Raw genomic sequence first — 26,458 nt, forward strand, 5'->3', positions numbered from 1 at the left:
ATTTACGTTATCAACGAATTGAGATATTTCCCAGTTTGCTGACGAGACCGCCTTTGTGCTACCACCCTTTTATCGTACCTTTAATTAGTAAAACCATCACCTATGAAATCACTGCTTCGCCTAGGTATCCTGGCTGTAGTTGTCCTCTTTTCTGCCTGTAAGGACAAATCCGAAACCGCCCAAACCGACAACCTTTTTAAGTTTAAAGATTACATTTCTCATCATTCCTACGGAAACCAAAGTATCGCGGAATCCATCCGTATCGAACTGGCCCAGCCTCTTGAACAATACGAGGTCACCGAGGAGATCGACTCAAAATTTCTGAAGATCGTCCCAGCCACCAAAGGAAAACTATCTATTGAGAATAGCACCACGCTTATCTTTGATCCCGACGAATTCCTGAAACCCGATACCGAATATTCGGTCACGGTTAAACTGGCCGATCTCTATAGCGACATCGACAAGGAATTCCGAAACTATACCTTCGCTTTCAAGACAATTACCCCGAATTTCAAAGTGGATCTCGGGAATCTTCAGTCGTACAGCAAAGAATGGCAATACGTCTCCGGAACCATAACCTCAGCCGATTTGATTACCCATGACCAGGTTCAGAAGCTCATAACGGTAAGTCAGGGTGGAAAGTCTCTACCCCTTAAGTGGTCCGACGGGATAGACAACTCTAAATTCTACGATTTTGTTATCGATAGTATCCAACGAAAAGTAGACGACACGGAGATTCTTATCGAATGGGACGGTAAAGCCATCGCAGCGGAGTCCAAAGGCTCCAACACTTTCGCTATCCCGGGGCAAAACAATTTTAAGGTAGTTGACGTGAAAAGCAGTCATTCCCCACAGGCGTCGCTCACTTTTAATTTTTCCGATCCTCTGGAACCAAACCAGGATTTCGCCGGCCTTGTCACCATCGAGAATGCCTCTGACCTTCGATTTGAAACCGATGGAAATGTGCTAACTGTTTATCCGAACACACGGCTAACGGGCACCTCACGAGTCACATTATTTAACGGGATCAAGAATGTGGATGGCTTCCGACTTAAGACCGAATTCTCAGAACTGATCTCCTTCGAACAACTCAAGCCGGCTGTTCGTTTGCTTTCTTCAGGCGTAATACTCCCCAATGCGGCCTCTACTCCCCTTTATTTTGAAGCGGTGAATCTGAAGTCGGTAGACATTCGGGTGGTCAAGATCTTTGAAGATAATATGCTTCAGTTCCTGCAAACTTCCAACCTAAATAACACGAGTAACTACAACATCCGAAGAGTGGGCCGAAGAGTTGCCACCAAGACCATTTCACTAGTAGAAGAAGGTATTCCAGCCGATGGCTTGTGGAAAGCGCATGCTATTAATCTCTCTGAATTTTTTCAGGCCGATCCGGGCGCCCTCTACCAGGTGGAATTTAGTTTCAAGAAGGAAAATGCACTCTACGACTGTTCCGGTTCTGAAGAAGGAAACCCGGAGGACGATTACGTGGAGTACGCGGATGCTTCCGACCTGGACGAAGCGGAACGCGAGGAACGATACTGGGACAATGAGATCTATCGTTGGCGCACCTTTACCTACAACTGGAGCGAACGCGACAACCCCTGTCACGCCGCCTACTATAACGAAGACCGCAACGTGACATTGAATGTAATGGGTAGCGATCTTGGACTGATCGCGAAAAAAAGCAAGAACCGGGCATATCATTTTGCTACTTCGAATTTGATCACCTCACAGCCGGAACCTTCGGTGAAGATCAAATTGTACAATTTCCAGCAGCAAATGATACATACGACAACTACCGACGGAGAAGGTCTTACCGTGTACGATAGCGAAAAGAACATAGCCTTTGCCGTTGCACAAAAAGGTTCGAATTACGCCTATGTGAAACTGGATGATGGAAACGCATTGTCACTTAGTAATTTCGATGTGTCCGGAAAAGAACTTCAGAAAGGATTAAAGGGGTTTATTTATACTGAAAGGGGGGTTCACAGACCCGGTGATAGCATCCATCTTACTTTTGTACTGAACGACCTGTCGAATCCACTTCCGAAAGACCATCCTGTAACCCTTCAGCTGAAGGATGCAAGAGGCAAATTAGTAGAAAGAAGAGTGCTGAACGGAGCCTCACTATCAAGTGGAATTTCCGAAGAGAACTTCTACTATTTTCCGCTGGCGACAGATGCTTCCGCACCCACAGGAAACTGGAATGCAAGTGTAAATGTTGGTGGTGTGAATTTCAGTAAAACATTGAGGGTGGCCACCGTTAAACCCAACCGGTTAAAGATCAAGCTCGATTTCGACGACGAGATCCTGGACGCAAGCAAGGCGGTGAGTGGCAGTGCCGAAGCCATGTGGCTGCATGGCGCTCCGGCGAGAAACATGAAGATAGAGATGGACGCCACTTTGCGATCTACTTCTACGGCCTTTGAGAAATTCAAAGGATACACCTTCAACGACCCGGTGCGACGGTTTGATGAAGTTGAGGTCCCGGTACTCAGCACACAATTATCTGAAAACGGAAAAGTGACGTTTTCTGAAAAATTCAATATCAGCAAAAAAGCCCCGGGAATGCTGAACGCGACATTCCTCACCAAGGTGTTTGAGGGGGGTGGTGACTTTTCCATCGATGTGTTCACGAAACAATTATCACCTTATTCACATTTTGCAGGGCTGCGATCTCCGGAACCGCATCGTTACGGTTCCTATTATACCAATGAAAAGACAACTTTTAACGTAGCATCTGTGGATGCACAGGGTAATGCGGCAGGAAACCGTAAACTGGAGGTGCAGGTCTTTAAGATCGAATGGCGCTGGTGGTGGAGTCGCGGAAGGGACAACTTATCGCGCTATGAGAATGCGAGGGTGCATCGTCCGGTTCAAAATTTTACCATAACCACAGGGAATAATGGAAAAGGGAATTTTGACCTCACCATTCCTGAAGAGGAAAGAGGGCGATATCTCATACGGGTAATGGACAAGGCTTCGGGTCACGCCACGGGAACGGTCACTTACTTCTACCGAAATTGGTGGCGACAGCCGGTTGATGGTGATTCCGAAAGTGCCAAAATGTTGATCTTTTCTTCCGATAAGGAATCCTACCTGGTAGGTGACAAGGCAAAAATCACTTTCCCATCAGGCAGCGAAGGCAAAGCCCTGATCAGTGTGGAAAGCGGAACGGAAGTGCTCTCCACTCAATGGATCGATACAAAGAAAGGCGAAACGGTTGCAACCGTAGAACTTACCAAGGAAATGACGCCGAACGTTTTCGTGAACATTTCACTGCTTCAGCCTCATGAGCAAACCAAAAATGATCTGCCCATCCGACTCTACGGAGTGATCCCGATGCTGGTTGAAGACCCGGCTACAAAACTGGAGCCTATGCTCGATATGCCTAAGGTGCTGAAACCGGAAGAAACCTTCACAGTAGAAGTTTCCGAAGAAAACAACAAAGCCATGACCTATACCATAGCCATGGTGGATGAAGGATTGCTGGATCTTACTCGATTTAAAACTCCCGAGATCCATAAAGCGTTCTACACTCGGGAAGCGCTGGGTGTAAAAACCTTCGATATTTACGATTATATCATCGGGGCGTATTCAGGAAGTGTGGATAATATTTATGCCGTGGGTGGTGGCGATGATGCCGCGGGGGCAAAAAATCGAAAAGCAGACCGATTTAAGCCCGTGGTAAAATTCTTAGGCCCGTTTACCCTTAAAAAAGGCAAGACCGCCAAACACGATATTACCATGCCGAATTATGTAGGTTCTGTACGCACTATGATCGTTGCGGGAGATAATTCAAAAGGTGCCTACGGCAAGAACGAGGTAACTACTCCGGTTAGAAAACCGTTGATGGTTCTCGCATCGCTTCCCAGAAAGCTTTCGCCTGGTGAAAAAGTGACGCTCCCAGTCACCGTATTCGCCATGGAGAAGAAGGTTAAGAACGCAACGATCACTGTGAAAACCGGTGATGCTCTAAAACCATTGAACGGTACTTCTAAACAGGTCTCATTCCCTGAAATAGGCGAACAGATAGTGAACTTTGAGTTCGAGGTCCTGCCTGCTTCAGAATTTCAAACCATAGAGGTAACGGCTTCAGGAAATGGAGAAAAAGCGACTTACAATGTTGAGATCGATGTTGAAAATCCGAATCCGATCTCCCAGCGAGCACGGCTCTATACCTTAGATCCAAACCAGGCCCAGTCGATTAATTTCGACACTTACGGTGTGGCTGGCACCAATTCAGCTGCCATTGAATTTTCAACACTACCACCAATGGACTTCAACAAGCGAATGGGGTATTTGATCCATTATCCTCACGGTTGTATCGAACAAACCACTTCGGGAGCTTTTCCGCAGTTATACCTAGCAGATATTTTCGATCTAACCTACGACAAGAAACAGAAGATGGAGAGCAACGTAAAAGCTGCGATCAAAAGGTTGAATAATTTCCAACGCGCGAGTGGCGGACTTAGTTACTGGCCGGGTGAATCTGAGATCAATGTTTGGGGAACCAACTACGCCGGTCATTTTATGCTGGAGGCCAAGAAAAAGGGCTATGCCCTGCCGATCACATTCCTGGACAACTGGTTGCGCTACCAGAAGAATGCCGCGAGACAATGGAGAAGTAACAGTACTTCCTATAATTCCAGTCTCACACAGGCCTATCGATTATTTACCCTGGCGCTTGCAGGTCAGCCAGAACTGGCAGCCATGAACCGTTTGCGCGAATCCGGACGCCTCAGTAACGATGCCAAATGGCGACTGGCAGCAGCCTACGCCCTGGCAGGTAAAACAAAGGTTGCGGAGGATATCGCAAAATCGGCTAATATCAACTTTAAGTCGGAGCGCTACAATTATTACACTTATGGCTCGGTGTTCAGGAACCAGGCCATGGCCCTGGAAACTATGATCGAACTCGGTGACGATCGTCGACGACAGTTATCCGTTTCACTGGCAAAAGGACTCTCGTCCTCCAAGTGGTACAGCACACAGGAAACAGCCTATGCATTACTGTCCTTGTCGAAAATGATCTCTAAGAATGGAGGGAAGGACATCGACGTCGCTTATACTATGAATGGTAACGCCTTTGACGTGAAATCCGATCGCGCCATGGCTGAAAGGGACCTTGATGTTCGTATGGGATCCAATAGTTTGAACATTACGAATAAGAAAGGAAACGTGATCTACGTTTCCGTATCCCAACAAGGTAAATTACCACTGGGAGAAGAACTGGCAGAGCAGAGGAATCTCGCGGTTAAAACCCAGTACCTCGATGGAGAAGGAAAGACCATGGATGTTTCACAATTGAGACAAACCACGGAGATCAACCTGAAGATAGCTGTTACCAACACTTCCAATGATTACGTGGACAACCTGGCACTTACGCAAATACTGCCAAGTGGGTGGGAGATCTTGAATACCAGCTTCACAGAACTTGGAGGCGGTGCTTCCGGTTCGGCGCGATATACGGATATTCGGGATGACAGGGTGAATTATTATTTCGATCTGAAACGGCGATCCACCAAGACCTTTACCGTTAAAGTGAATGCTTCTTACCTTGGTAATTACTATCTGCCAGGCACACAGGTTGAGGCAATGTACGACAACACCTATTACGCCCGAAACAAGGGCCAGTGGGTAACTGTAGAACAGTAGATGACCCTGGGGACACAGCATATTATTCAGAAGGTGAAACGCCATAAGCGCAAATTAGTAGCGCTTGTGGTGCTTTTCCTGTTATGGTTGTTTTGTTTGCCTTCGGAATTGTTTAAAGATCCTACTTCTACCGTGGTTGAAAGCAGGGAAGGGATCATGCTGGGCGCTCGAATAGCCGAAGATAGCCAGTGGCGATTCCCTGAAATGGATTCCGTCCCCAGCCGTTTTGAACAGTGTATTCTTCATTTCGAAGATGAATATTTTTATTCCCATCCAGGGTTCAATCCGGTTTCTATGGGAAAGGCCCTATGGCAGAATCTCACCACGGATAAACGTCGGGGTGGAAGTACGCTTACTCAGCAGGTGATCCGACTTTCACGAAAGAACAAAAAACGAACCTACTTCGAGAAAGGGATAGAGATCGTTATGGCTACCCGACTTGAAGCGGGATTTTCTAAAGAGGAAATCCTGAGTCTTTATGCTTCGCATGCTCCTTTCGGAGGGAATGTAGTGGGATTGGAAACAGCTTCCTGGAGATATTTCGGTTTGCCTTCTTCGGAACTGAGCTGGGGACAGTCGGCCGCCCTTGCTATTCTCCCGAACGCCCCTTCCTTGATCTTCCCTGGCAAGAACGAAGCAATTCTGAAACAAAAACGAGACAGCTTACTGAAGAAATTGCTGGATAAAGGCATAATTGATGAAACTACTTATGAACTGGCACTGGCAGAAGCACTCCCGGGGAAACCCTATCCTCTTCCCGACATCGCGTTTCACCTTACCGAAAGATTGAAAAAAGAGTATCCGGGTGAGCGAAAAGTGAGTACTATTTCCTATGAACTTCAGAATAAATTAAATCGAATCGTGAGCCGCCATCACTTCGAATTAAAGCAAAACGGCATCCACAATATGGCCGTACTTGTTTTGGATGTAGACACTCGCGAGGTGCTTGGTTATGTTGGCAACGCTCCAACAACTTCAGAAAACAATAAATATGTTGATATTATCAACAAGAGTCGCAGTACAGGAAGTGTATTAAAGCCTTTCCTCTTCGCTTCCATGCTGAACAGCGGAGAGTTATTGCCCAACACCCTTGTTGCTGATGTCCCTACGGTTATAAACGGCTACAATCCGGAAAATTTCGATGGAGAGTTCAACGGGGCGGTTCCCGCAAGTGTGGCACTATCACGCTCACTGAATATCCCGGCTGTTCGAATGTTGCGTTCTTACGGACTCGAACGATTCCACAAGCGTTTGAAAGAACTCGATTTCAAAGGAATCGACAAACCTTCGAGTCAATACGGACTTTCCCTGATTCTCGGTGGTGCGGAGAGTTCTCTTTGGGAAGTGACCAATGCCTATGCCGGTATGGCTGCTACACTGAATTATTTCAATCGAACCTCCAGCGAATACAACCAAAATAGCTTGAGATCACCCCTAATGGTCAACGGTAAAAACCCAACTCCAAACAAAAGAGAACAAGATCCTATAGTGTTTGATGCTGGAGCCATCTTTAAGACCCTGGATGCTTTACAACAAGTGAACCGGCCAGCTGGGGAGGAAAACTGGAGTTTTTTCAGCAATTCACAACCTATCGCCTGGAAGACGGGGACAAGTTTTGGTTTCAAAGATGCCTGGGCAGTTGGAGTTACTCCCAAATACGCTATTGGGGTGTGGGTAGGAAATGCCGATGGGGAAGGAAGGCCCGGACTCACAGGAATACAGGCAGCAGCTCCCGCTTTGTTCAGTGTGCTGGATGTCCTGCCGAAAAGTCGTTGGTTCGACATTCCTTACGACGAGCTCACCGAAGCGGAACTCTGCGCAACGAGTGGTCACCTGGCTGGAGTTCATTGCGATGATATTGTTACTGAATTTATCCCTGTCAAAGGCATAAGGACTACTCCATGTACCTATCACCAGAGGGTCTTCCTGGACGCCAGCGAAACCTTCCAGGTTAACTCTTCCTGCTATTCCCTGGCGGAAATGAAACAGCAGCAACGATTTGTGCTTCCTCCTACTATAGAATACTACTATTCTAAAAAACACCCGGAGTACGTTCCCTTGCCGCCGTTCAGAAACGACTGCTTAAGGGACGGGGAACAACTGATGGAGTTCATTTATCCGAAGCCAAATGAAGCGATTTTACTGGCAAAGGACTTCGATGAGAATATCAATGATATCATCTTTAAAGTGGCCCATAGAAACGAAGACAGTAAACTCTACTGGTACCTCGATGAGAGCTTCATTGGTGTTACCGAAATCTTCCACGAAATTGCGGTACAACCTGTTCCGGGGGAATATATGCTCACGGTTGTGGACCAGGAGGGAAATCAACTCAAACAACGGCTCGTCATCACCAAACCCACCACCTGAATCGCTACAATTATTTAGTAACTTAGGGCGTAGATTACGATTGTATGAACCGACCACTGTTTTCTCTCGCTATAGGATTTCTTTTATTTCTGAATTTTTCCTGTTCGGATACACCCGAATCAGTCTCCGAAGTAGCTCCCACCATCATCCCGAAACCATCTTCTCTGGAATTAGGTGAAGGATATTTTGAACTTGACGGCAGCACTGCGATCCACGCACCGGATGAATTTCGAAGTTCCGTGGATTTCCTTCGGAACTATGTACAGAATGGAGCCGGGCTTCCATTAGAAGATAGCAAAGCGTCTTCGGCAGAGATTGTGATCGAAATGACAGACTCAATACCTCCGGAAGGATATGAACTCACCGTTTCTGAAAAACAAATAAGGATTCAAGCATCTGAAGCCGCAGGAGCATTCTATGCGGTTCAAAGTTTGAGGCAACTGTTACCTCCGGAAATGGAACGGATCAATTCCTTCGGAAAAGAGTCTATCCAAATTCCAGTAATCACTATCCGGGATGCACCTGAATTCGCCTACCGCGGCATGCACCTGGATGTAGCCCGGCATTTCTTTCCGAAGGAATTCGTTAAGGAATACATCTCCCATTTGGCCATGCTTAAGATGAATTATTTCCACTGGCACCTCACCGAAGACCAGGGGTGGCGAATCGAGATAGAGCAGTTTCCCAGACTCACTTCTCACGCTGCCTATCGCAATGAGACCCTGGTGGGACATTACAACGATCAACCACAGCATTTTGATGGTGAGCGATACGGAGGATTCTACACCAAAGAGGACATTCGCGAGATCGTTGAACATGCGAGAAAGCATCATATCACGATTGTCCCTGAGATCGAAATGCCCGGTCATGCACAGGCGGCCATCAGCGCTTATCCCGAGCTTGGATGTACGGGTGAGCAGATCCCCGTAGCCACCAAATGGGGCGTATTTGAAGATATCTACTGTCCGAACCAAAAGACCTTCGCCTTTCTGAAGGGCGTGCTGTCTGAAGTGATCGAATTGTTCCCCGGAGAGTACGTTCATATAGGAGGAGATGAAGCACCCAAAACACGCTGGAAAGAGTGCAATCATTGTCAGAAACTGATCCGCGAGTTAGGCCTGGCCGACGAACATGAGCTGCAGAGTTGGTTCATAAAAGAGATCGAAACCTTCCTGAACAGTAAAGGCAAAAAGATGATCGGATGGGATGAGATACTGGAGGGTGGCCTAGCTCCTAATGCAACGGTAATGTCGTGGCGAGGAGTGCAAGGTGGTATCGAAGCGGCGAAGGCGGGACATAATGTGATCATGACGCCTACTTCCCATGCCTATTTCGATTACTATCAAAGTGACAACCCAAACGAACCATTGGCCATTGGGGGATTCCTTCCTTTGGAAAAGGTATACGGCTTTAATCCTATTCCTTCGGAACTAAATGCTGAAGAAGCCAAATATGTTCTGGGTGCCCAGGGAAATGTCTGGACGGAATACATGAAAACCGAGCAACAATTGGAGTATATGATCTTCCCTCGTATGCTCGCCATGAGTGAAGTGGTGTGGAACGGGCCCACAAATGATTTTGACAACGACTATCGGGAGTTTGTGAATCGCGTTGAATGGTTTCATTCCAGGCTTGATGTTTTAGGTGTCAATTACGCCAATCATTTATACACCATAGATGGGAAAGTGCTGAAGGAAGAAAGTGGTGTGAAATTTCAGCTGCAAACACCAACGCAGGGGAAAGAGATTCGGTATCGTTTGAATGGCAGTGAATGGCTCGATTATGAAACTCCATTAGAAATTCGAGAAGATTCGGAAATTGAAGCTTTGGTATTTAAGGAAAACAAAAAGCTGAGCGATACCTTCAAACAGAAGATCATGTTTCACAAAGGAATTAACGGTAAAATTTCAATCAATAAAGAACCTAATCCCTCCTATTCAGCAGGTGGAAGAGAGGCTTTGATCAACGGCATTTCAGGAAGTGATACTCGATATGGGGATAGTGAATGGTTAGGGTTTTGGGGAGAGGACTTGGAGATCGAGATCGATCTGGGTGACTCCCTGGAAATTTCCGGGATCAGGACCCGATTCTACCACGCTCCTGGTCAGTGGATCTATGCCCCAAAAATTATGTCCGTTTCAGGAACCTTGAAGGATGGACAAATGTTTGTAACGACAAACAGGTTAGAGCGGGATGCATCTGAGAATTTTTTAAGGGCACACATTGACCTTTCACATCTTGCGGATTACAGCTTGGGCGAATTGAAAATTCGTATCCCAAACTACGGAACTATCCCAGAGGGTGCGCAAGGCGCCGGAAACAAGGCCTGGACGTTTATTGATGAAATCATCATAGAATGATAGTAGAGATATGTGCGTCTAATTTCGAAAGTGCCAGGATCGCCCAGGAATGTGGTGCAGATCGCATTGAATTGTGCACGGATCTCGGTGTTGGCGGACTCACCCCCTCCAGAGAATCAATTCAAAAAGTGACCACAGAATTAGATATCCCCATAAATGTTCTGGTACGTCCCAGGAAAGGGAATTTTGTTTATTCTGAAGTCGAATTTCATGAAATGCTGGATACGATCGAATTCTGCCGCGAACTCAATTGTGCAGGCGTGGTGAGTGGCGTGCTAACGCAGGAAAACGAGATCGACTTCGAACGAACAAAACATTTGGTCAAGGCTTCGGAAGGTATGGAATTTACTTTTCACAGGGCCTTCGATGAAGTAGCAGATCCCATTTCAGCATTAAACTCATTGATAGCACTTGGTGTGGATCGCCTTTTAAGCTCCGGCCTGGAATTGAATGCGGCGGATGGAATTCCTTTACTGAAACAGCTCCAGGAACATTCGGCTGGTAGGATAGAGATCATGCCGGGAGCTGGAATAAACGAAACCAATGCCCAACTTTTTAAAGTTGCCGGTTTTCAGAGCATTCACCTTTCAGCAATAAAAAAGGGAATAGCAATTAACTCAATGTTTGAGACAGGTGTTGAAGGGGTGTCAGATTCAGAAATAATAAAAAAGGTGATCACGATAGTTCGTTAGCGTAGAGGAAACCCTTTTGCCGCCCACCAGGGATGGACTTCGATCTCCAAACGTCCAGCTTTTACCGAAGGGTCCATATTTGCGAGGCTATCGGCCATTTCCAAGGTGGGAACATTGTAGATCGTTATCCCGCGGATGTCACCATCATCTCCGAAGGGGCCTGAAATATCCGCGTATCCCTTTTCATACATTTCACCCAGATGCTTCAAGTGTGCCTCTTGTAACTTAGCTGCTTCTATCGAATCCTGGGATCGTACAGAGCCCCGCTTTAAAAATGCAATAAAATACTGCTGCATGAGGATAGTGTCACCCGTTTTAGAATCTATATAATCGAATATCTGGAACCCCGCGTCCGTTAACTCTTTCTTTTGCTTAGCAACCGATTTGGTTTCGTGCTTGTGAAGCTCGTCATCGTCATGGCCGTTGTGGTCAACCTCTTTTTGATGTAGTTCATGACCCTCTTTATCACCGTGATGTTCTTCCTTACAGGCCACCAAATTAATCGCAACTAAGAATAGAATTAATAACGTGCTACGCTTCATCTTTCCAATATTTAAAAGGTTGTTTTGCCAGATTCGAATTATAATATCGTACGTCCCCGGTGACCTCCGTTCCCAACCATTTGGGTTTTGGAAAGTCCTCATTCTCACTTTCCAATTCTATCTCCGCCATTACCAGGCCTTCGTTTTCACCGTGAAATTCATCTATTTCGTAGGTGTGATCACCAATCACAACTTCGTATCGTGTCTTTTCGATGATGCCGGGTTCACAGATCTTCAGCAATGCCTTGGCATCGGACAAATTAAGCTCGTCTTCCCATTCAAATCGTGTGGTGCCGGAATCGTTTGATATTCCTTTTACGGTTATATATCCAATCTCCCCGTGAATTCTTATCCGTACCGTCCGTTCAGGGTCTGTGTTCAGAAACCCCTGTACCATGGTGGTCTTTGAAGAACACTCTTCCCGATAAGCCATTGATTTCACTAAAAATTTACGTTCGATCTCGATCATACGCCTTCTTTTCTCCAGGGTGGATATTTTCTGTTCCTTCCGGCATTAAAAATAATCAATTGATTCCCATCGGGGTCACGAAGTCGTGCTTCGGTCCATAACCAGGATTGTTCCTCAATATCCGTATCGAATTCAAACCCTTTTTCTTTTAATTCGGTCACTGTCTTTTTCACATCATCCACCTCAAAATACACGATTACACCATTACCTTCAGGAAGTTCATCCACTTCGTGGATCGAAAAAGTCGCATCACCATCGGGTAGTTCGAACCGTGCATAGCGATCGTGCGTATGTACAATTAGTCTGAGTCCGAGTTTTTCGTAGAACTCAATTGCCCTGGGGACATTCTTTGAAGGTATGGTAATTTGGTTGAGATTCATTTTATACTGAAAGACTCACTAAGATATCATAATTTTATAGGATGGCTGAAGCTTTTCCCATACGAAAGATCATTCATGTGGACATGGACGCTTTTTACGCTTCCGTGGAGCAATTGGACAATCCGGATCTCGTGGGAAAACCGGTTGCCGTAGGAGGGGGAGGGAAAAGAGGTGTCGTTAGCGCGGCAAGCTACGAAGCCAGGAAATTTGGTGTGCGCTCTGCCATGAGTGGGGTTCTGGCGAGGCAACGTTGCCCGGAGCTCATATTCGTTAGACCAAGATTTGATCGCTACAAGGAGATATCGACAGCCATCCATAAGATCTTTCACGAATACACAGACCTGGTAGAACCACTGTCCCTGGATGAAGCTTACCTGGATGTTACTGAGAACAAAAAAGGGAATCCGAGTGCTACCCTGGTGGCAAGGGATATTCGCGACCGCATCAAGGAAAAAACCGGGCTCAATGCTTCTGCGGGTATTTCGGTGAATAAATTCGTCGCTAAAGTTGCCAGTGATATCAATAAACCCAACGGCCAGAAAACGGTTCCGCCTGAGGAGGTAATCGAATTCCTGGAAGGATTGGATATCAAGAAGTTCTATGGAGTGGGAAAAGTGATGAAGGAAAAGATGTATCGGCTTGGGATCTTTACCGGCAAGGATCTTAAATCGAAGCCTATAGAGTTCCTGGAAGAGCACTTCGGAAAGAGTGGCGCTTACTATTTCAATATTGTAAGAGGAATTCAAAACAGCCAGGTAAAGCCCACTCGTACAAGAAAATCGCTGGCGGCCGAACGAACTTTTAGCGAGAATATTTCCAGCGAGGTTTTCATGCTGGAAAGATTAGAGGATATAGCAGCGGAAGTAGAGCGCCGATTAAAAAAGAGTAAGGTAGCCGGTAAGACCATCACACTAAAGATAAAATACAGCGATTTTACCCTTCAAACCCGCAGTAGAACCCTGCCCTACTTCGTTTCAACAAAGGAATTACTCATGGAAAACGTTAAAGATTTGTTATTCCAAGACAAAATGCGGGAATCGGTACGTTTGTTGGGTATAAGCTTATCAAACCTCAATAACGAGGACAAGACAAAGGAGGATAAACCTCCACCCGAAAATTCAATAGACGTACAACTTAAACTCGACTTCTAGCTTGTGAAATGAAATTACTTTAATCATTATTAACTAAATCCTTTACAATCATGAAAAAAGTAGTTTTAACACTAGCTGCCATCGTCTTAACAGCAACACTAATTTCCTGTAAGAATGACGCCAAAGAGGTTACTTCAGAAGTAAACCCTGAACAAGACATAACCCAAATTCAGTCCGAAGATATTGCTCTTGCCGATGTAAATGCGGAAACCATGGCAGGTGGCGATTATGTATACGTATTAGCCCCCAGCGGCTTAAGCCTGAGGGAATATGGAAATCTCCAGAGCGACAAACTTGCTAAAATGCCTTATGGTACTAAGGTTAAAGTAATCAATGCTGAAGACAAAGCCACCATGACTGTGGGCGGAATCAAAGGAGGCATGGATGAGGTTGAATTCAATCATAAGAAAGGTTATGCTTTCAACGGTTACCTATCGAAATATTTCCCTCCTGAATTGAATATCACAGCAAAAGGCTATGCTTCAGAATTAAACCAGTTCTTCCCTGAAGTTGTTTATTCTGAAGAGAACGGGGGAACGGTTAGTAGTCCGGAAAATACCGAATCCATTCTTTTACCAGAAGCAGACTGGCATGATGCTTTCTTTATTGCACAGCGATTGTTCGATTTTCCGAAAGAATTCGATTTTCCGAACCCGAAAGGCAAGGACGAGCAAACTGTGGCCGACAGCAAGCCTAAGAAGGACGTTTGGACGAGCGAGTTGGATATCAGAAGAAAAGAAAATACGCTTGAAAGGATCTCTTATGTATATAAATCGAAGAAACTCGACAACCTGGTCGTAATTGAAAAAACCGACAAAGGCATGAAGATCTCGAAGACGGAAAAGATCAAGTAATACGTAAATTGATCATAAAAAAATGCGACTCTCATTAGGTCGCATTTTTTATTTTATTCTGAATTTCTTATTGCTTCGCAACTCGTTTTGTGGTGGTTCCTTTTTCAGTGGTAATTTCTACAAGATACATTCCTGAAGCAAGTTCTCTGAGATCGAGTTGGGCCTCGTTGCCTGAGATCTGCGAAATTAATTTAACTACTCGCCCGTTGAGATCAACCACGGTGATCTGATCGATCTCTGCAAATGAACTTTGAACATTCAGCACATCGCTAACTGGATTTGGATAAACCGCGATCTCCTTATCCAGGTCAAATTGCTCATTGCCTAGTATCACAGATTCCGCCGTTAGAACAAGTTCGTTGTCATTTCTGCATACCACTGAAAATGTATACTGGTTAAATCCATTCTGTCCGGTTACTGTAGCCGGAAGATTACAGGTGTTTATCGCACCCGTAGTTGTTGCAATCACAAATTCATCATCGATCTCCGGATCAAAACCTAATAAAACATCGATGGTTCCATTGAATTCTGCATTACCCACTATTTCGAGCAGGTCGTACTCGTCGCCCTGCATATTTCCATCCAGTTCAACTTCTAAAACCGATGTGGATTCACTGTCAAAATTTCCCTGGAACGTCAGCACCCCCGGCGATGAACCTGGTGCGTAGGTTCCGCTATTCACGTAGTTTGAATTGGCGGTAAAATCGAAAATTCCATTCCCTTTCACAACGCCGTTAGCGGTGTTTGTAAAGGGTAAAGCACTGCTCTTTATGATTTCACCTGTGGCTATATCAATTACCCCATTATTGAATAATTCGGGGACGATTGTTGTGAAAGATCCTGAAGTTCTCTCAATCAATCCATTATTAATTATTAAACGGTTATCGGCCATTGCTCCTCCGGCTCCGATCTGATAATTACCTCCATCCAACATAATAACTCCATCCTCATCATTCTCCAAAACACCGTCGGTAATTGTAAGTGCGTGCGACAATTTCAATTCTCCCTCATTGCGAAAGGTGGTATTGTCTATAATAGCTTTATTACCTCCTCCGGTCCACATCTCGCTTCTGTTGGTGAAAATTCCACCTCCGCCTAATGTGGCCTGATTCCAACTCACATAACCTTGTCCTGTGAAATTGAACGATGCGGAATTCGGCACTATCATAGGCGCAGTCCAAACTAAGGCATCATTCCCTGCAAGATTTCCATCCAGGAACCCTGAGACTGTAAAAGCATCTCCGATGAATTCTATTTGTCCCGTGGATAAAGTGTTGAAAGTTCCGTTGTTATATAATCCGGGATTATTGAGAATGACTGTTGTATCGGAAGCGGCTGCAGATATGGTACCATCATCATTTTCCAGCGGCACCAATATAGATGCGTTTTGGGCTCCCACGGTAATGGTAGATTGTATCAATCCTTTATTAATAAGTAAACCATTTCCTCCTATAAGGGTAGTATTCTTGAAGTCGATAGTTCCGCTCAATCTATTTTCCACCGTTCCCGTAATGATGAAATTACCTCCTTCAAAAAGATTGATAGTGCCTTCATTAACCCAAGTGGAAGCCCCACCTCCAATCTCGTGAATACTTGCAGAAAGTAAGTTAATAGTTCCAGAATTATTGAGTGTTCCCCCTCCACCAAAAGCGCCGGCAGACCAGTTAATTGAAGCATTATTCTGTATATCTGAATTTGTGTCCACGACACCCCACCTGCCTTCTACATTCAGCACAGCGTTTCCAAGCATGGTTATTGACTGTACAGCCAATGTGTCCAAAGGATCGGGATTAGCTCTGATCTTTGAGATTGATCCATTAGGTAGTATTACATCACTATTGATATCAGGAATTCCAACCGGATCCCAGTTTTGGGAATCACGCCAGCGGTTGTCTGCACCGGCTCCAATGAAGGTATAGGTTTGCGCTATCCCAGAAAGGCTCACTAGTAAAACGAGGCCAAGAAGTATATTTTTTGTTTTCATAATGGTATAGATTTTTTGGTTTATACCATTACATCGAACTAATATCTAAATGTGAGCAATAATATCGTTCTTTGAAGTGAAATGCTATTGTATATGAGACACCCTCAGGGTATTCACCATACCTTTATCCACTATGGGCATAGCCGCCAGGTTTATAAGATAATCTCCTTTCTTCACAAAGCCGTTTTTAAGGGCAATTTGATTGACATCCTCCACTGTTTCATCCGTACTTACGTACTTGTCGTAATAAAAGGATCGAACACCCCAAAGCAGATTGAGTCTAGACAGAATACGTTTGTTCGATGTGAAAACTAAAATGTGTGAATCGGGCCTCCAGGCCGAGATCTGGAAGGCTGTATATCCACTATTAGTAAGTGTACAAATGGCTGTTGCTTCAATCTCGTCAGCCATTTTCGCTGCGTGAAAGCAAACCGCCTTAGTGATATATCGATTGGTGCGGACATGAGGTGGCTCGTGTGGTACACGGATCAGTTCACTATTTTCGACCTGCTTACAGATATTGGTCATGGTTTTGATAACCTCTACAGGGTATTTCCCTACCGAAGTCTCTCCGGAAAGCATTACCGCATCGGCCCCGTCCATTACGGAATTGGCAACATCGTTCACCTCAGCCCTGGTAGGCGTGAGCGAGCCGATCATGGTCTCCATCATCTGGGTTGCTATGATGACCGGGATTCGGGATCGTTTGGCTGTAAGCACCAACTGTTTCTGAATAAGCGGCACTTCTTCAGCAGGCACTTCAACTCCCAGGTCTCCCCGAGCTACCATAAGACCATCGCAATATGGGACGATTCTTTCAATATTCTCAACGGCCTCGGGTTTTTCAATCTTCGCAATTATGGGGATCTTGTATTCACTGTGAGCTTCTATCAAAGCCTGAAGTTCTTTGAGGTCCGCTTCATGACGAACAAAGGACAGAGCGATCCAGTCCACTTCTTGCTTTACTGCAAAAATTGCGTCTTTCTTGTCCTTGGCGGTAAGGGCCGGTAATGAGATCTTTGTATTTGGCAGGTTCACTCCCTTTTTGGAGCGAAGTGGTCCGCCCTGAAGCACCACAGCCTGAACTTCATTTTCGTTGTTTGTAGTCTCTACTTCGAAGATCAGTTTTCCATCGTCCAGCAGAATGCGTTCACCAGGGTTTACATCCTTTGGAAAGTTGCCATAATTCATATAAACTCGCTCTTTCGACCCTTCGAATTCCTCACCTGTGCAAAAAGTGATCTTATCACCAGGCTCCACGATAACTTCTTCTTTCATTACACCAACCCGTAGTTTCGGTCCCTGGAGGTCAGCCAATATAGCCGTAGAGCGATTCAATTCTTCAGCTAACTCTCTTATATACTTAATCCGCTGTTCGACATCCTCATAATTTGCATGAGAAAAATTTATGCGGAATACATCAGTACCTTCCAGGATCATTTCTTTGATCACATGTTTTTCTGAAGACGCAGGCCCTAATGTGGCTACAATTTTTGTTCTTTTTTGGTTTGGCATTAGTCGAAAATTAAGTTATGCTTGGATTTAAGCTGATCGATCTCAACAGTATACACTGAAATAACTTCGTTAATTTCATTGATGCTCTGCGCCATTTTGCGCAAAGGAAGTTGCAGGGAATCGGAAGATATTTTTAAAAAGTAATCGACGTTCCTAAGTTCGGGAATGAGGTTTTCCGTTACCATCTCTTCTGAATCCTCTTCACCGAATAGTCCACCGCTGGCCACTGTTCTGGCACCTACTGTTCTAAATTTATTAGATAGGAGATCATAAGTGGTATATTCCTGTTCATCTTCGAATTCAAACCAGGGAAAAGAAATTTCCAGTCCCTGTTTCGAAAAATCCAGGTCTGTTCTTCTTCTGTGTAATTTCAATCCGAGGTATCGATTTAAAAGATAAGCCATCTTATAAGCATCCGCGCTGCAATGGATCGCCAATAACGAGAAATCGGTGTTGAAATCTTCCTCTAAGATCAGTTTATAGTTGGCCATACTTTAATATTCAGCTTAAAAATAGACATTGTTTTGCGTTCCCTGTGTTTACTTAGCTTAAAATTTATGAATACAGCAAGCGAAAACGTTTGCGGTTAATAAGTTGTTTCCAACTTACGCAAGGTCTCGTTGGATCTCGGTCTGAAGTTTATAGAAAGCCCGTTTGGCAGCCCTTTCCTCTGCTTTCTTCTTGGATGTCGCCCTGGCTTTAGCAACGATATTATCTTCTAGTTGTAGCTTCACGGCGAAGTGTTTCAGTTCATCGGCACCCGTATCATCATAAACAATGAACTTGAATGGTTTTTTATTCTTCTGGCACCATTCGATGAAAAGACTCTTATAGCTAATGATCTTTCCTTCTAGTCTTTCGATATCAACATAAGGCTTTATAACCCTCCGATGAATAAACTTTTCACAATATCTGTATCCCCTGTCGAGGTAAATGGCTCCTACTAAAGCCTCGAATACGTTGCCATGAATATTTCCGCCAAACTGATCCAAAGGGATCGATGTTTTTAAGAGTTTCAGCAGGTTCAGGTCTCGTCCCAATTCATTTAAGTGCTCCCTACTTACTACCTTGGACCGCATTTTTGTTAGATACCCTTCGTCTCCCGATGGTACTTCCATAAAGAGATGAGAGGCGATCACTGCTCCCAACATGGCATCACCCAGGAACTCCAGTCGCTCGTAATTCTGTCGCTGACCATCACTATTTGTTTCGTTCATCGACCGGTGCGTAAAAGCCTCTTCGTAAATGCTGATATCTCTCGGTTTAAAACCGAGTATCTTCTTAATCGCCACAAAAAAATCCTCGTCCCTTTCGGCACGAGGATTAAATATGTCTTTTATTGAAGCCATCTACATGAGTTAGTCTTCTAGTTTTCTGAATAAGATACAAGCATTGTGCCCCCCAAATCCGAAGGTATTACTCATAGCTGCCTTCACTTCGCGGTGCTGCGCCTTGTTAAGCGTTAGGTTGAAAGATGGGTCAATTTCTTCATCCACCGTTGTATGATTGATTGTAGGAGGAACTGTGGAGTTCTCCATCGCTAAAATAGAAGCGATTGCCTCAATAGCTCCCGCGGCACCCAGGAGGTGACCGGTCATGGATTTGGTAGAATTGATATTGATGTTTTCGGAATGTTCACCAAAAACTTTTGAGATCGCCTTTAATTCGGCGGTGTCACCTAACGGTGTAGAAGTTCCATGAGTGTTAATATGGTCTACTTCATCCGGATTCATGTTCGCATCGCGCAAGCAATTCAGCATTACACGTTCAACACCTATACCATCTGGATGAGGTGCCGTCATGTGATATGCATCACTAGACATTCCTCCACCTACAACTTCAGCATAGATCTTTGCTCCTCTTTTCTTCGCGTGTTCGTATTCTTCCAGGATCAGTGCTCCTGCACCTTCTCCCAGGACGAATCCGTCGCGGGTTGCATCGAAAGGACGTGAGGCGGTTTCAGGACTATCATTTCGTGTGGAAAGGGCATGCATGGCATTAAAACCACCCATTCCAGCTTTGGTCACTGCAGCTTCACTACCTCCTGTAACAATGATATCGCAATGGCCCAAACGAATATAGTTGAGTGCATCGATCATTGCATTCGCAGAGGAAGCACATGCTGAGACCGTTGTATAGTTCGGCCCCATAAAGCCGTGCTTGATAGAGATATTACCCGGGGCAATATCCGCTATCATTTTAGGAATAAAGAAGGGGTTGAAACGCGGTGTTCCATCCCCTTCTGCAAAATTTATAACTTCATTTTGAAAGGTCTCCAGCCCACCAATTCCTGCACCCCATATAACCCCTACCCGAAATTTATCAATTTCGTCGAGATTTATTCCGGCGTCCTTTATGGCTTCGTCTGAGGATACCAAGGCATACTGGGCAAATTTGTCCAGCTTACGCGCTTCTTTCCTGTCAAAATGGTCTTTAGGATCGTAATTTTTAATTTCACAAGCGAATTTGGTTTTGAACTTTTCAGTATCAAAATAGGTAATAGGCGCGCATCCGCTTTTTCCATTTTTCAGACCGTCCCAATATTCGGAAACGGTGTTACCAATGGGAGTTAGGGCACCAAGACCTGTAACAACAACTCGCTTAAGTTCCATACGGAAGTATATTTACTTGGCCTCTTCGATGTATGAGATAGCCTGACCTACAGTGGCTATGTTTTCGGCCTGATCGTCTGGGATCTGAATATCGAATTCTTTTTCGAATTCCATGATAAGCTCAACTGTATCAAGGGAATCTGCCCCAAGGTCGTTGGTGAAGCTAGCTTCATTAACTACTTCATTTTCGTCAACGCCTAATTTGTCTACGATGATTGCTTTTACTCTTGATGCAATGTCTGACATAATGTTTGAATTTAGAATTTAATTAAGTGGCAAAAATAAAATATTTTAAATTAATACCCCACTTTAACTAAGAAATGTGATAAGCAATTTAGCAATTTTTGAGCGAAGTAAAACTCCTTTGCCTTACTTTTGTTATTTATAATTTACTTCTACGAACAACGACCCCTAGCTAATGAAGAAGCGCATCGCGATTTTTGCCTCTGGCGCCGGTACCAACGCACAGAATATAATTCGATACTTTAAGACCTCATCTGTTGGAGAGGTTGTCCTTGTGCTCTCTAACAAGAGGCATGCCAAGGTTCTCGAAAAAGCTGAAAATGAAGATATTAAATCTCTATTCTTTGATAAGGTCGACTTATACGAAACTGGTCGCGTACTCGACATCCTCGAAAGCAATGAGGTCGATCTTATCGTTCTCGCAGGTTTTCTTCTGAAATTTCCCGATCATATTTTGCACGAATACCCAAACAGAGTGATCAATCTCCATCCGGCACTTTTACCTAAATACGGCGGTAAAGGAATGTATGGTAAATATGTGCACGAAGCGATTATCGCCAATGGTGAAAAAGAAAGTGGTATTACGATACACTATGTTAATGAGCATTATGACGAGGGGACGATTATTTTCCAGGCCAGTACGGCCGTGAGTTCAGAAGATAATCCGGATTCACTTGCTGAGAAAATCCACGAACTTGAATACAAGCATTTTCCGAAAGTAATCGAGACACTGCTAGAAACTGAATAAGATGGCGAAGAAACAGAAATTCTATGTTGTTTGGTTTGGAAATCCAGCAGGAATCTTCGGGAGCTGGGAGGAATGTCAGCGTTCTATTAAAGGTGTGAAAGGAGCACAGTATAAATCTTTTGAGACCTTTGCCGAAGCAAAAACCGCCTACAACAAAGAGTATGCAGACTATAAAGGAAAGGGCAAGAAAAAGACGCGTCTTTCCCCTGAAGAGCTAGAGAAAATCGGTGATCCAGACCTGTATACCATATCCGTAGATGCCGCTTCAAGCGGTAATCCCGGTAAAATGGAATACAGGGGGGTTGACACGCAAACGCACAAGGAGCTATTTCGCCAGGGACCTTTTGAACAAGGCACAAACAATGTTGGTGAATTCCTGGCATTGGTTCATGGGATCGCTTACCTGAAAGAAAAAGAAAGCGACCGCAATATCTACAGCGATAGCAGAATTGCTATGGGATGGGTAAAAAGAAAGAAATGCAATACCAAACTCAAACAGACGGCTAAAAACAAAAAGCTCTTTGAACTGATCGCTCGTGCCGAAAAATGGCTTCGGAATAATAAATACGAGACTAAGATCATAAAATGGGAAACCAAGGCCTGGGGTGAGATCCCCGCCGACTTCGGAAGAAAATAAAAACCCCCTGCTCGAAATCAGGGGGTTTATCGTACTTTAAAACCGTCTTGAATATGGTCCCAATCTATGAAGTATGATGTAGTTCTAAAGTACTTTTTTCAGAATTTGATTTAGTTAGTTGTATTAGGCGAACTCTTCGCCTTACAAAATCAAGATTAAATGTAGGAATTTTCTTTCTTACTGTTGTGTGAATTACAATTTATTAGTTAAGCAGCGAATATTTTCGATAAACTGCCAACTCCGACTTCCTAATCACCTCTCTTTTAACATTCATCATCCATATTTTCAAGTTCAAAACTATCAGTTGTCTCTCTTTTAATAAGGATTTAGTTTTCAATTAAAATACCTAACTTTGCATCTTTCAAAACAGGCCTTTAATGAGCAAGCTCGTAATCGTTGGAACCGTCGCGTTCGACGCTATTGAAACACCATTCGGCAAGACCGATAAAATCCTGGGAGGAGCAGCCACTTTTATAGGCTTGGCCGCTTCCCAATTCGATGCAGATGGTGCCATCGTATCGGTGGTAGGCGGGGACTTCCCTCAAGAATATATCGACCTTTTAATTTCCAGGGATCTGGATGTTTCCGGATTGGAGATCGTGGAATGGGGAAAAACATTCTTCTGGAGTGGAAAATATCACAACGACATGAATTCTCGCGACACCCTGGTCACAGAATTAAACGTATTGGAATCCTTTAGTCCCAGGGTGCCTGAGGCATACGTGGATTCCGAAGTGGTTATGCTTGGAAACTTACACCCGGCCGTTCAGTTGAGCGTGATCGAGCAAATGAAAGATCCGAAGTTGATCGTTCTGGACACCATGAACTTCTGGATGGATAATACACTGGAAGAATTGATGGATGTGGTCTCTAAAGCGCATGTGATCACCATCAACGATGAAGAGGCGCGACAATTGACTCATGAGTATTCGCTGGTGGTAGCCGCAAAAAAGATTATGGAGATGGGTCCTAAATACGTGGTGATCAAGAAAGGAGAGCACGGCGCCTTGTTGTTCCATGAAAACGATATTTTCTTTGCTCCGGCACTGCCATTAGAAGAAGTATTTGACCCTACTGGCGCGGGTGATACATTCGCTGGAGGTTTTACCGGTTATCTGGCGAAAACGGGAGACTACAGTTTTGAAGGAATGAAAAACGCCATTATTTATGGTTCTGCCCTGGCTTCTTTCTGTGTTGAGAAATTCGGAACGGAACGTTTGCTGAACCTTACATCCAAAGAAGTGCATCAGCGTCTGAAGCAATTTCAGAACCTGACACAATTTGATATAGAATTAACCTAACCACTCGCCCTGAAATTCGGGGCGTTTTTGGTTCTCATACCTTAAAGCATGAGCGACGCTTTAAAACATGAATGCGGGATTGCAATGATCCGCTTACTGAAACCACTCGAATATTATCGTGAAAAATACGGTACGGCTTTTTATGGGGTAAACAAAATGTACCTCATGATGGAAAAGCAGCACAATCGTGGGCAGGATGGTGCCGGCTTTGCCAGTATCAAACTTGATGTTTCCCCCGGGGAACGATATATCAGCAGGGTGCGCAGTAACCAGTCCCAACCCATTCAAGATATCTTTTCGCAGATCAATGAGCGTATTAATTCTGAATTCATTGCTCATCCCGAGTATTCGGGAGATGTTGCTGCCCAAAAGAAGAACATTCCTTATATAGGTGAATTGATTTTAGGCCATGTGCGCTATGGTACCTTCGGAATAAATAGCGTAGAAAATGTTCATCCTTTCCTGCGACAGAACAACTGGATGCACCGTAACCTTATCATCGCCGGAAACTTCAACATGACGAACACGGCCGAACTCTTTGAGAATTTGATCAAACTGGGAATGCATCCGAAGGAGAAAGCAGATACTATCACGGTGATGGAAAAGATCGGTCACTTCCTGGACGATGCCGTAAGAAAGTTATACAAGCAGGCAAAACAAAAAGGACTGAACAAAATGGAGGCTTCTCCTTTTATTGTTGACCACATCAATGTGGCCAAAATCCTAAAAAAATCTTCAAAGGACTGGGATGGAGGTTATGCCATGGCGGGAATGCTGGGGCATGGAGATGCATTCGTACTAAGAGATCCTGCCGGGATTCGACCGGCCTATTATTATTCTGATGATGAGGTAGCAGTAATCGCTTCGGAGCGTCCGGCGATTCAAACGGTATTTAATGTTCCTTTTGAATCCATTCATGAAGTAAAACCAGGTCATGCGGTAATCATAAAGAAGAGTGGTGAACTTTCAGAGGAGCTGATCCTGGAGCCGCTGGAAAGAAAATCCTGCTCTTTCGAACGCATCTATTTTTCTCGCGGAAGTGATGCGGAGATCTACGAAGAGCGAAAGGAACTGGGCAGACTCGTAATGCCAAAAGTCTTGGACGCCATCGATCGTGATACTGAAAATACTGTCTTTTCCTTTATTCCGAATACAGCGGAAACTTCCTTTTACGGAATGCTGGACGCCGCCCAGAATGAGTTGAACAAGCAAAAGAATGAAGCCATATTAGAAGAAGGTGCAGACCTTACCAACGAACGCTTAGAAGAAATTCAGGCTCACAAAATCCGAACCGAGAAAATCGCCATTAAGGATGTAAAACTCCGAACGTTTATTACCGAGGATAGCAGCCGTGACGATTTAGTAGCTCACGTTTACGACGTTACCTACGGAGTGGTGAAATCTGATGACAACCTGGTGATCATCGATGATAGCATTGTAAGGGGTACTACGCTTCGAAAAAGTATACTTAAGATGTTGGATCGGTTAAACCCTAAACAGATCATCGTTGTTTCTTCAGCTCCTCAAATACGATATCCGGATTGTTATGGGATTGATATGGCACGTCTTGAACATCTCATTGCTTTTCAGGCGGCACTGCAGTTGCACAAGGATAGAGGAACATATGACATAGTAGAGGAGATCTATCACAAAGCTAAGGCTGTGATAGAAGATGAAAATGTGCCCGTTGTTAATCATGTAAAGGAATTGTACGATCCGTTTACTGATGAAGAACTTTCCGACAAGATTGCTGAAATCGTTAGTAACAATAACATCAATTCAGAAGTAAAAGTGATATTCCAATCGGTTGACGACCTGCACAAAGCCTGTCCGAAAAACCTGGGCGATTGGTACTTTACCGGAGACTATCCAACAGAGGGAGGTAAGAAAGTGGTAAACCGCGCCTATGTTCACTTCTTCGAGGGCAACCCTGAAAGGGCGTACTAGGCTGTTAATTTCCTATAGAAAATATAGCAGATCGTGCACTTCAACGATTTATTCACAACCTTTATCTAAAAGTAGGAAAAGTCTGAATCCGGTTCGAGAAATTCATCTATATTTGACTCATACCATAGCATAAGTAGGTTAAGTTCATGGTAAGATTTGGGGCAAAAAAGGTGAGCGCAAGCTCGCCTTTTTTATTGCCCCAAATCTAAGGGGTGGTGAGCTGCGTTAGCAGCGAACCGTATCCTACTATCACCTCGTTAAGCTCGCCAATTATTCACAAATCCATGGGGTGGCGACGAAATTCTTTTTTGTAAAATAGTGAAAACAAAAAAGATTGAGGAGCCGTTTTACATCCTATTGATCATGCTCGTCTATTTTGTTTCTTATCAACCAAATCTATAGAGTTTGATGCCTGCCGCTCGTGCGGGTATCTTCACCAAATGTCCACACTTCGACAAGCTCAGCGACCGCAGAACATTCGGTTTTTTTCACAAAAACGATCGAGGAACCGTTTCAAATCTCTCGAATAGGGATCCAAAATCGCATTTCGGGAAATCTTACTGTTAAGTGATTACAGGTATAGGAACGTTTGAATTTAACTATAAAAACCTTAACTTTTGCGAGAGTATTCGTCTCAAAATGCCCGCTATGAAAGAGAATTCCTATCAAAAGTTGCATTTTAACGAAAAAAGCGGGTTTTGGTCTAAAACTTTGGATTTTGAAAAATATAAACCTATATATTTGACTCATACCATAGCATAAGTAGGTTAAGTTCATGGTAGATTTGGGGCAAAAAAAGGTGAATTCTCATTCACCTTTTTTTATTGGCCCAAATCGAAGGGGTGGCGAGCTGCGTCAGCAGCGAGGCGTATTCCATCTTTCAGAATTCTCAACTCATATTCTACCCGATCCAATGTTAATTACGCAGTTGAACGTACGAGAAGCGTTGCGTTTCAATTCTACACTTACTCCTGATGCATTTCATTATACCCCAA

20 protein-coding genes are annotated in these 26,458 nt (G+C 44.4%); 11 read left to right on the forward strand and 9 right to left on the reverse strand.

The window, feature by feature from the left end; genetic code table 11:
* Positions 1 to 102 precede the first annotated feature (102 nt).
* Genes J1N09_RS13805 through J1N09_RS13820 form a run of 4 tightly spaced genes read left to right on the forward strand, consistent with a single transcriptional unit; the run spans position 103 to position 11,080 of the window.
* Entirely contained in the window at positions 103 to 5,658 is a 5,556-nt protein-coding gene (locus J1N09_RS13805) for an alpha-2-macroglobulin family protein (protein ID WP_265200827.1), read from the forward strand.
* The gene (pbpC, locus tag J1N09_RS13810) at positions 5,659 to 8,028 is read left to right on the forward strand and encodes a penicillin-binding protein 1C (RefSeq protein ID WP_265200828.1); all 2,370 of its coding nucleotides are present in this window, start codon (positions 5,659 to 5,661) and stop codon (positions 8,026 to 8,028) included. It begins immediately after the preceding gene.
* A 44-nt stretch (positions 8,029 to 8,072) separates the two neighbouring features.
* Complete coding sequence (locus J1N09_RS13815) at positions 8,073 to 10,388, forward strand: beta-N-acetylhexosaminidase (protein WP_265200829.1); 2,316 nt, start codon at positions 8,073 to 8,075, stop codon at positions 10,386 to 10,388.
* Positions 10,385 to 11,080, forward strand: coding sequence for a copper homeostasis protein CutC (locus J1N09_RS13820; RefSeq protein ID WP_265200830.1), 696 nt, complete (start codon positions 10,385 to 10,387; stop codon positions 11,078 to 11,080). Before J1N09_RS13815 ends, J1N09_RS13820 begins: the two co-directional genes overlap by 4 nt.
* Here the strand turns inward: J1N09_RS13820 and J1N09_RS13825 are convergent.
* Genes J1N09_RS13825 through J1N09_RS13835 form a run of 3 tightly spaced genes read right to left on the reverse strand, consistent with a single transcriptional unit; the run spans position 11,077 to position 12,471 of the window.
* Complete coding sequence (locus J1N09_RS13825; RefSeq protein WP_265200831.1) at positions 11,077 to 11,622, reverse strand: YciI family protein; 546 nt, start codon at positions 11,620 to 11,622, stop codon at positions 11,077 to 11,079. The genes J1N09_RS13820 and J1N09_RS13825 overlap by 4 nt on opposite strands.
* Positions 11,612 to 12,091 carry a CYTH domain-containing protein gene (locus J1N09_RS13830; protein WP_265200832.1) on the reverse strand — a complete coding sequence of 160 codons (480 nt, stop codon included), beginning with the start codon at positions 12,089 to 12,091 and terminating at the stop codon, positions 11,612 to 11,614. Before J1N09_RS13830 ends, J1N09_RS13825 begins: the two co-directional genes overlap by 11 nt.
* On the reverse strand, positions 12,088 to 12,471 hold the full coding sequence (locus J1N09_RS13835; protein WP_265200833.1) for a VOC family protein: 384 nt from the start codon (positions 12,469 to 12,471) through the stop codon (positions 12,088 to 12,090). Before J1N09_RS13835 ends, J1N09_RS13830 begins: the two co-directional genes overlap by 4 nt.
* A 41-nt stretch (positions 12,472 to 12,512) precedes the next feature.
* On the opposite strand from J1N09_RS13835, the gene dinB reads away from it, so the two are divergent.
* Entirely contained in the window at positions 12,513 to 13,622 is a 1,110-nt protein-coding gene (dinB, locus tag J1N09_RS13840) for a DNA polymerase IV (protein WP_265200834.1), read from the forward strand.
* A 50-nt stretch (positions 13,623 to 13,672) separates the two neighbouring features.
* Positions 13,673 to 14,476 (forward strand): SH3 domain-containing protein, encoded by an 804-nt coding sequence (locus tag J1N09_RS13845; protein WP_265200835.1) that lies wholly within the window; start codon positions 13,673 to 13,675, stop codon positions 14,474 to 14,476.
* 67 nt (positions 14,477 to 14,543) lie between these two features.
* Here J1N09_RS13845 and J1N09_RS13850 read toward each other — a convergent pair whose 3' ends face one another.
* The 6 genes from J1N09_RS13850 to J1N09_RS13875 all read right to left on the reverse strand — a co-directional run bounded on the left by J1N09_RS13850 (position 14,544) and on the right by J1N09_RS13875 (position 20,833).
* Positions 14,544 to 16,460 (reverse strand): T9SS type A sorting domain-containing protein, encoded by a 1,917-nt coding sequence (locus J1N09_RS13850; RefSeq protein WP_265200836.1) that lies wholly within the window; start codon positions 16,458 to 16,460, stop codon positions 14,544 to 14,546.
* A gap of 84 nt (positions 16,461 to 16,544) precedes the next feature.
* Entirely contained in the window at positions 16,545 to 17,975 is a 1,431-nt protein-coding gene (gene pyk, locus J1N09_RS13855; protein ID WP_265200837.1) for a pyruvate kinase, read from the reverse strand.
* Positions 17,975 to 18,466, reverse strand: coding sequence for an IPExxxVDY family protein (locus J1N09_RS13860; protein ID WP_265200838.1), 492 nt, complete (start codon positions 18,464 to 18,466; stop codon positions 17,975 to 17,977). The genes pyk and J1N09_RS13860 overlap by 1 nt, the downstream gene beginning before the upstream one ends.
* A gap of 114 nt (positions 18,467 to 18,580) precedes the next feature.
* Complete coding sequence (gene rnc, locus J1N09_RS13865; RefSeq protein WP_265200839.1) at positions 18,581 to 19,324, reverse strand: ribonuclease III; 744 nt, start codon at positions 19,322 to 19,324, stop codon at positions 18,581 to 18,583.
* 9 nt (positions 19,325 to 19,333) lie between these two features.
* Positions 19,334 to 20,587 carry a beta-ketoacyl-ACP synthase II gene (gene fabF, locus J1N09_RS13870; RefSeq protein ID WP_265200840.1) on the reverse strand — a complete coding sequence of 418 codons (1,254 nt, stop codon included), beginning with the start codon at positions 20,585 to 20,587 and terminating at the stop codon, positions 19,334 to 19,336.
* Between the two features lie 12 nt (positions 20,588 to 20,599).
* On the reverse strand, positions 20,600 to 20,833 hold the full coding sequence (locus J1N09_RS13875; RefSeq protein ID WP_034259990.1) for an acyl carrier protein: 234 nt from the start codon (positions 20,831 to 20,833) through the stop codon (positions 20,600 to 20,602).
* A gap of 172 nt (positions 20,834 to 21,005) precedes the next feature.
* On the opposite strand from J1N09_RS13875, the gene J1N09_RS13880 reads away from it, so the two are divergent.
* The 5 genes from J1N09_RS13880 to J1N09_RS13900 form a co-directional block, all read left to right on the forward strand.
* Complete coding sequence (locus J1N09_RS13880) at positions 21,006 to 21,578, forward strand: phosphoribosylglycinamide formyltransferase (RefSeq protein ID WP_265200841.1); 573 nt, start codon at positions 21,006 to 21,008, stop codon at positions 21,576 to 21,578.
* Position 21,579: 1 nt separating this feature from the next.
* Positions 21,580 to 22,215: a ribonuclease H family protein gene (locus J1N09_RS13885; protein WP_265200842.1), complete on the forward strand. Its 636-nt coding sequence runs from the start codon at positions 21,580 to 21,582 to the stop codon at positions 22,213 to 22,215.
* A gap of 377 nt (positions 22,216 to 22,592) precedes the next feature.
* Complete coding sequence (locus J1N09_RS13890) at positions 22,593 to 23,516, forward strand: PfkB family carbohydrate kinase (protein WP_265200843.1); 924 nt, start codon at positions 22,593 to 22,595, stop codon at positions 23,514 to 23,516.
* Positions 23,517 to 23,564: 48 nt separating this feature from the next.
* Complete coding sequence (locus J1N09_RS13895; protein ID WP_265200844.1) at positions 23,565 to 25,463, forward strand: amidophosphoribosyltransferase; 1,899 nt, start codon at positions 23,565 to 23,567, stop codon at positions 25,461 to 25,463.
* A gap of 784 nt (positions 25,464 to 26,247) precedes the next feature.
* A partial coding sequence (locus tag J1N09_RS13900; protein ID WP_265200846.1) for a hypothetical protein occupies positions 26,248 to 26,458 on the forward strand: 211 nt, incomplete at its 3' end.

The organism is Aureitalea sp. L0-47, from assembly GCF_026126405.1.
Lineage (GTDB): Bacteria > Bacteroidota > Bacteroidia > Flavobacteriales > Flavobacteriaceae > Pukyongia.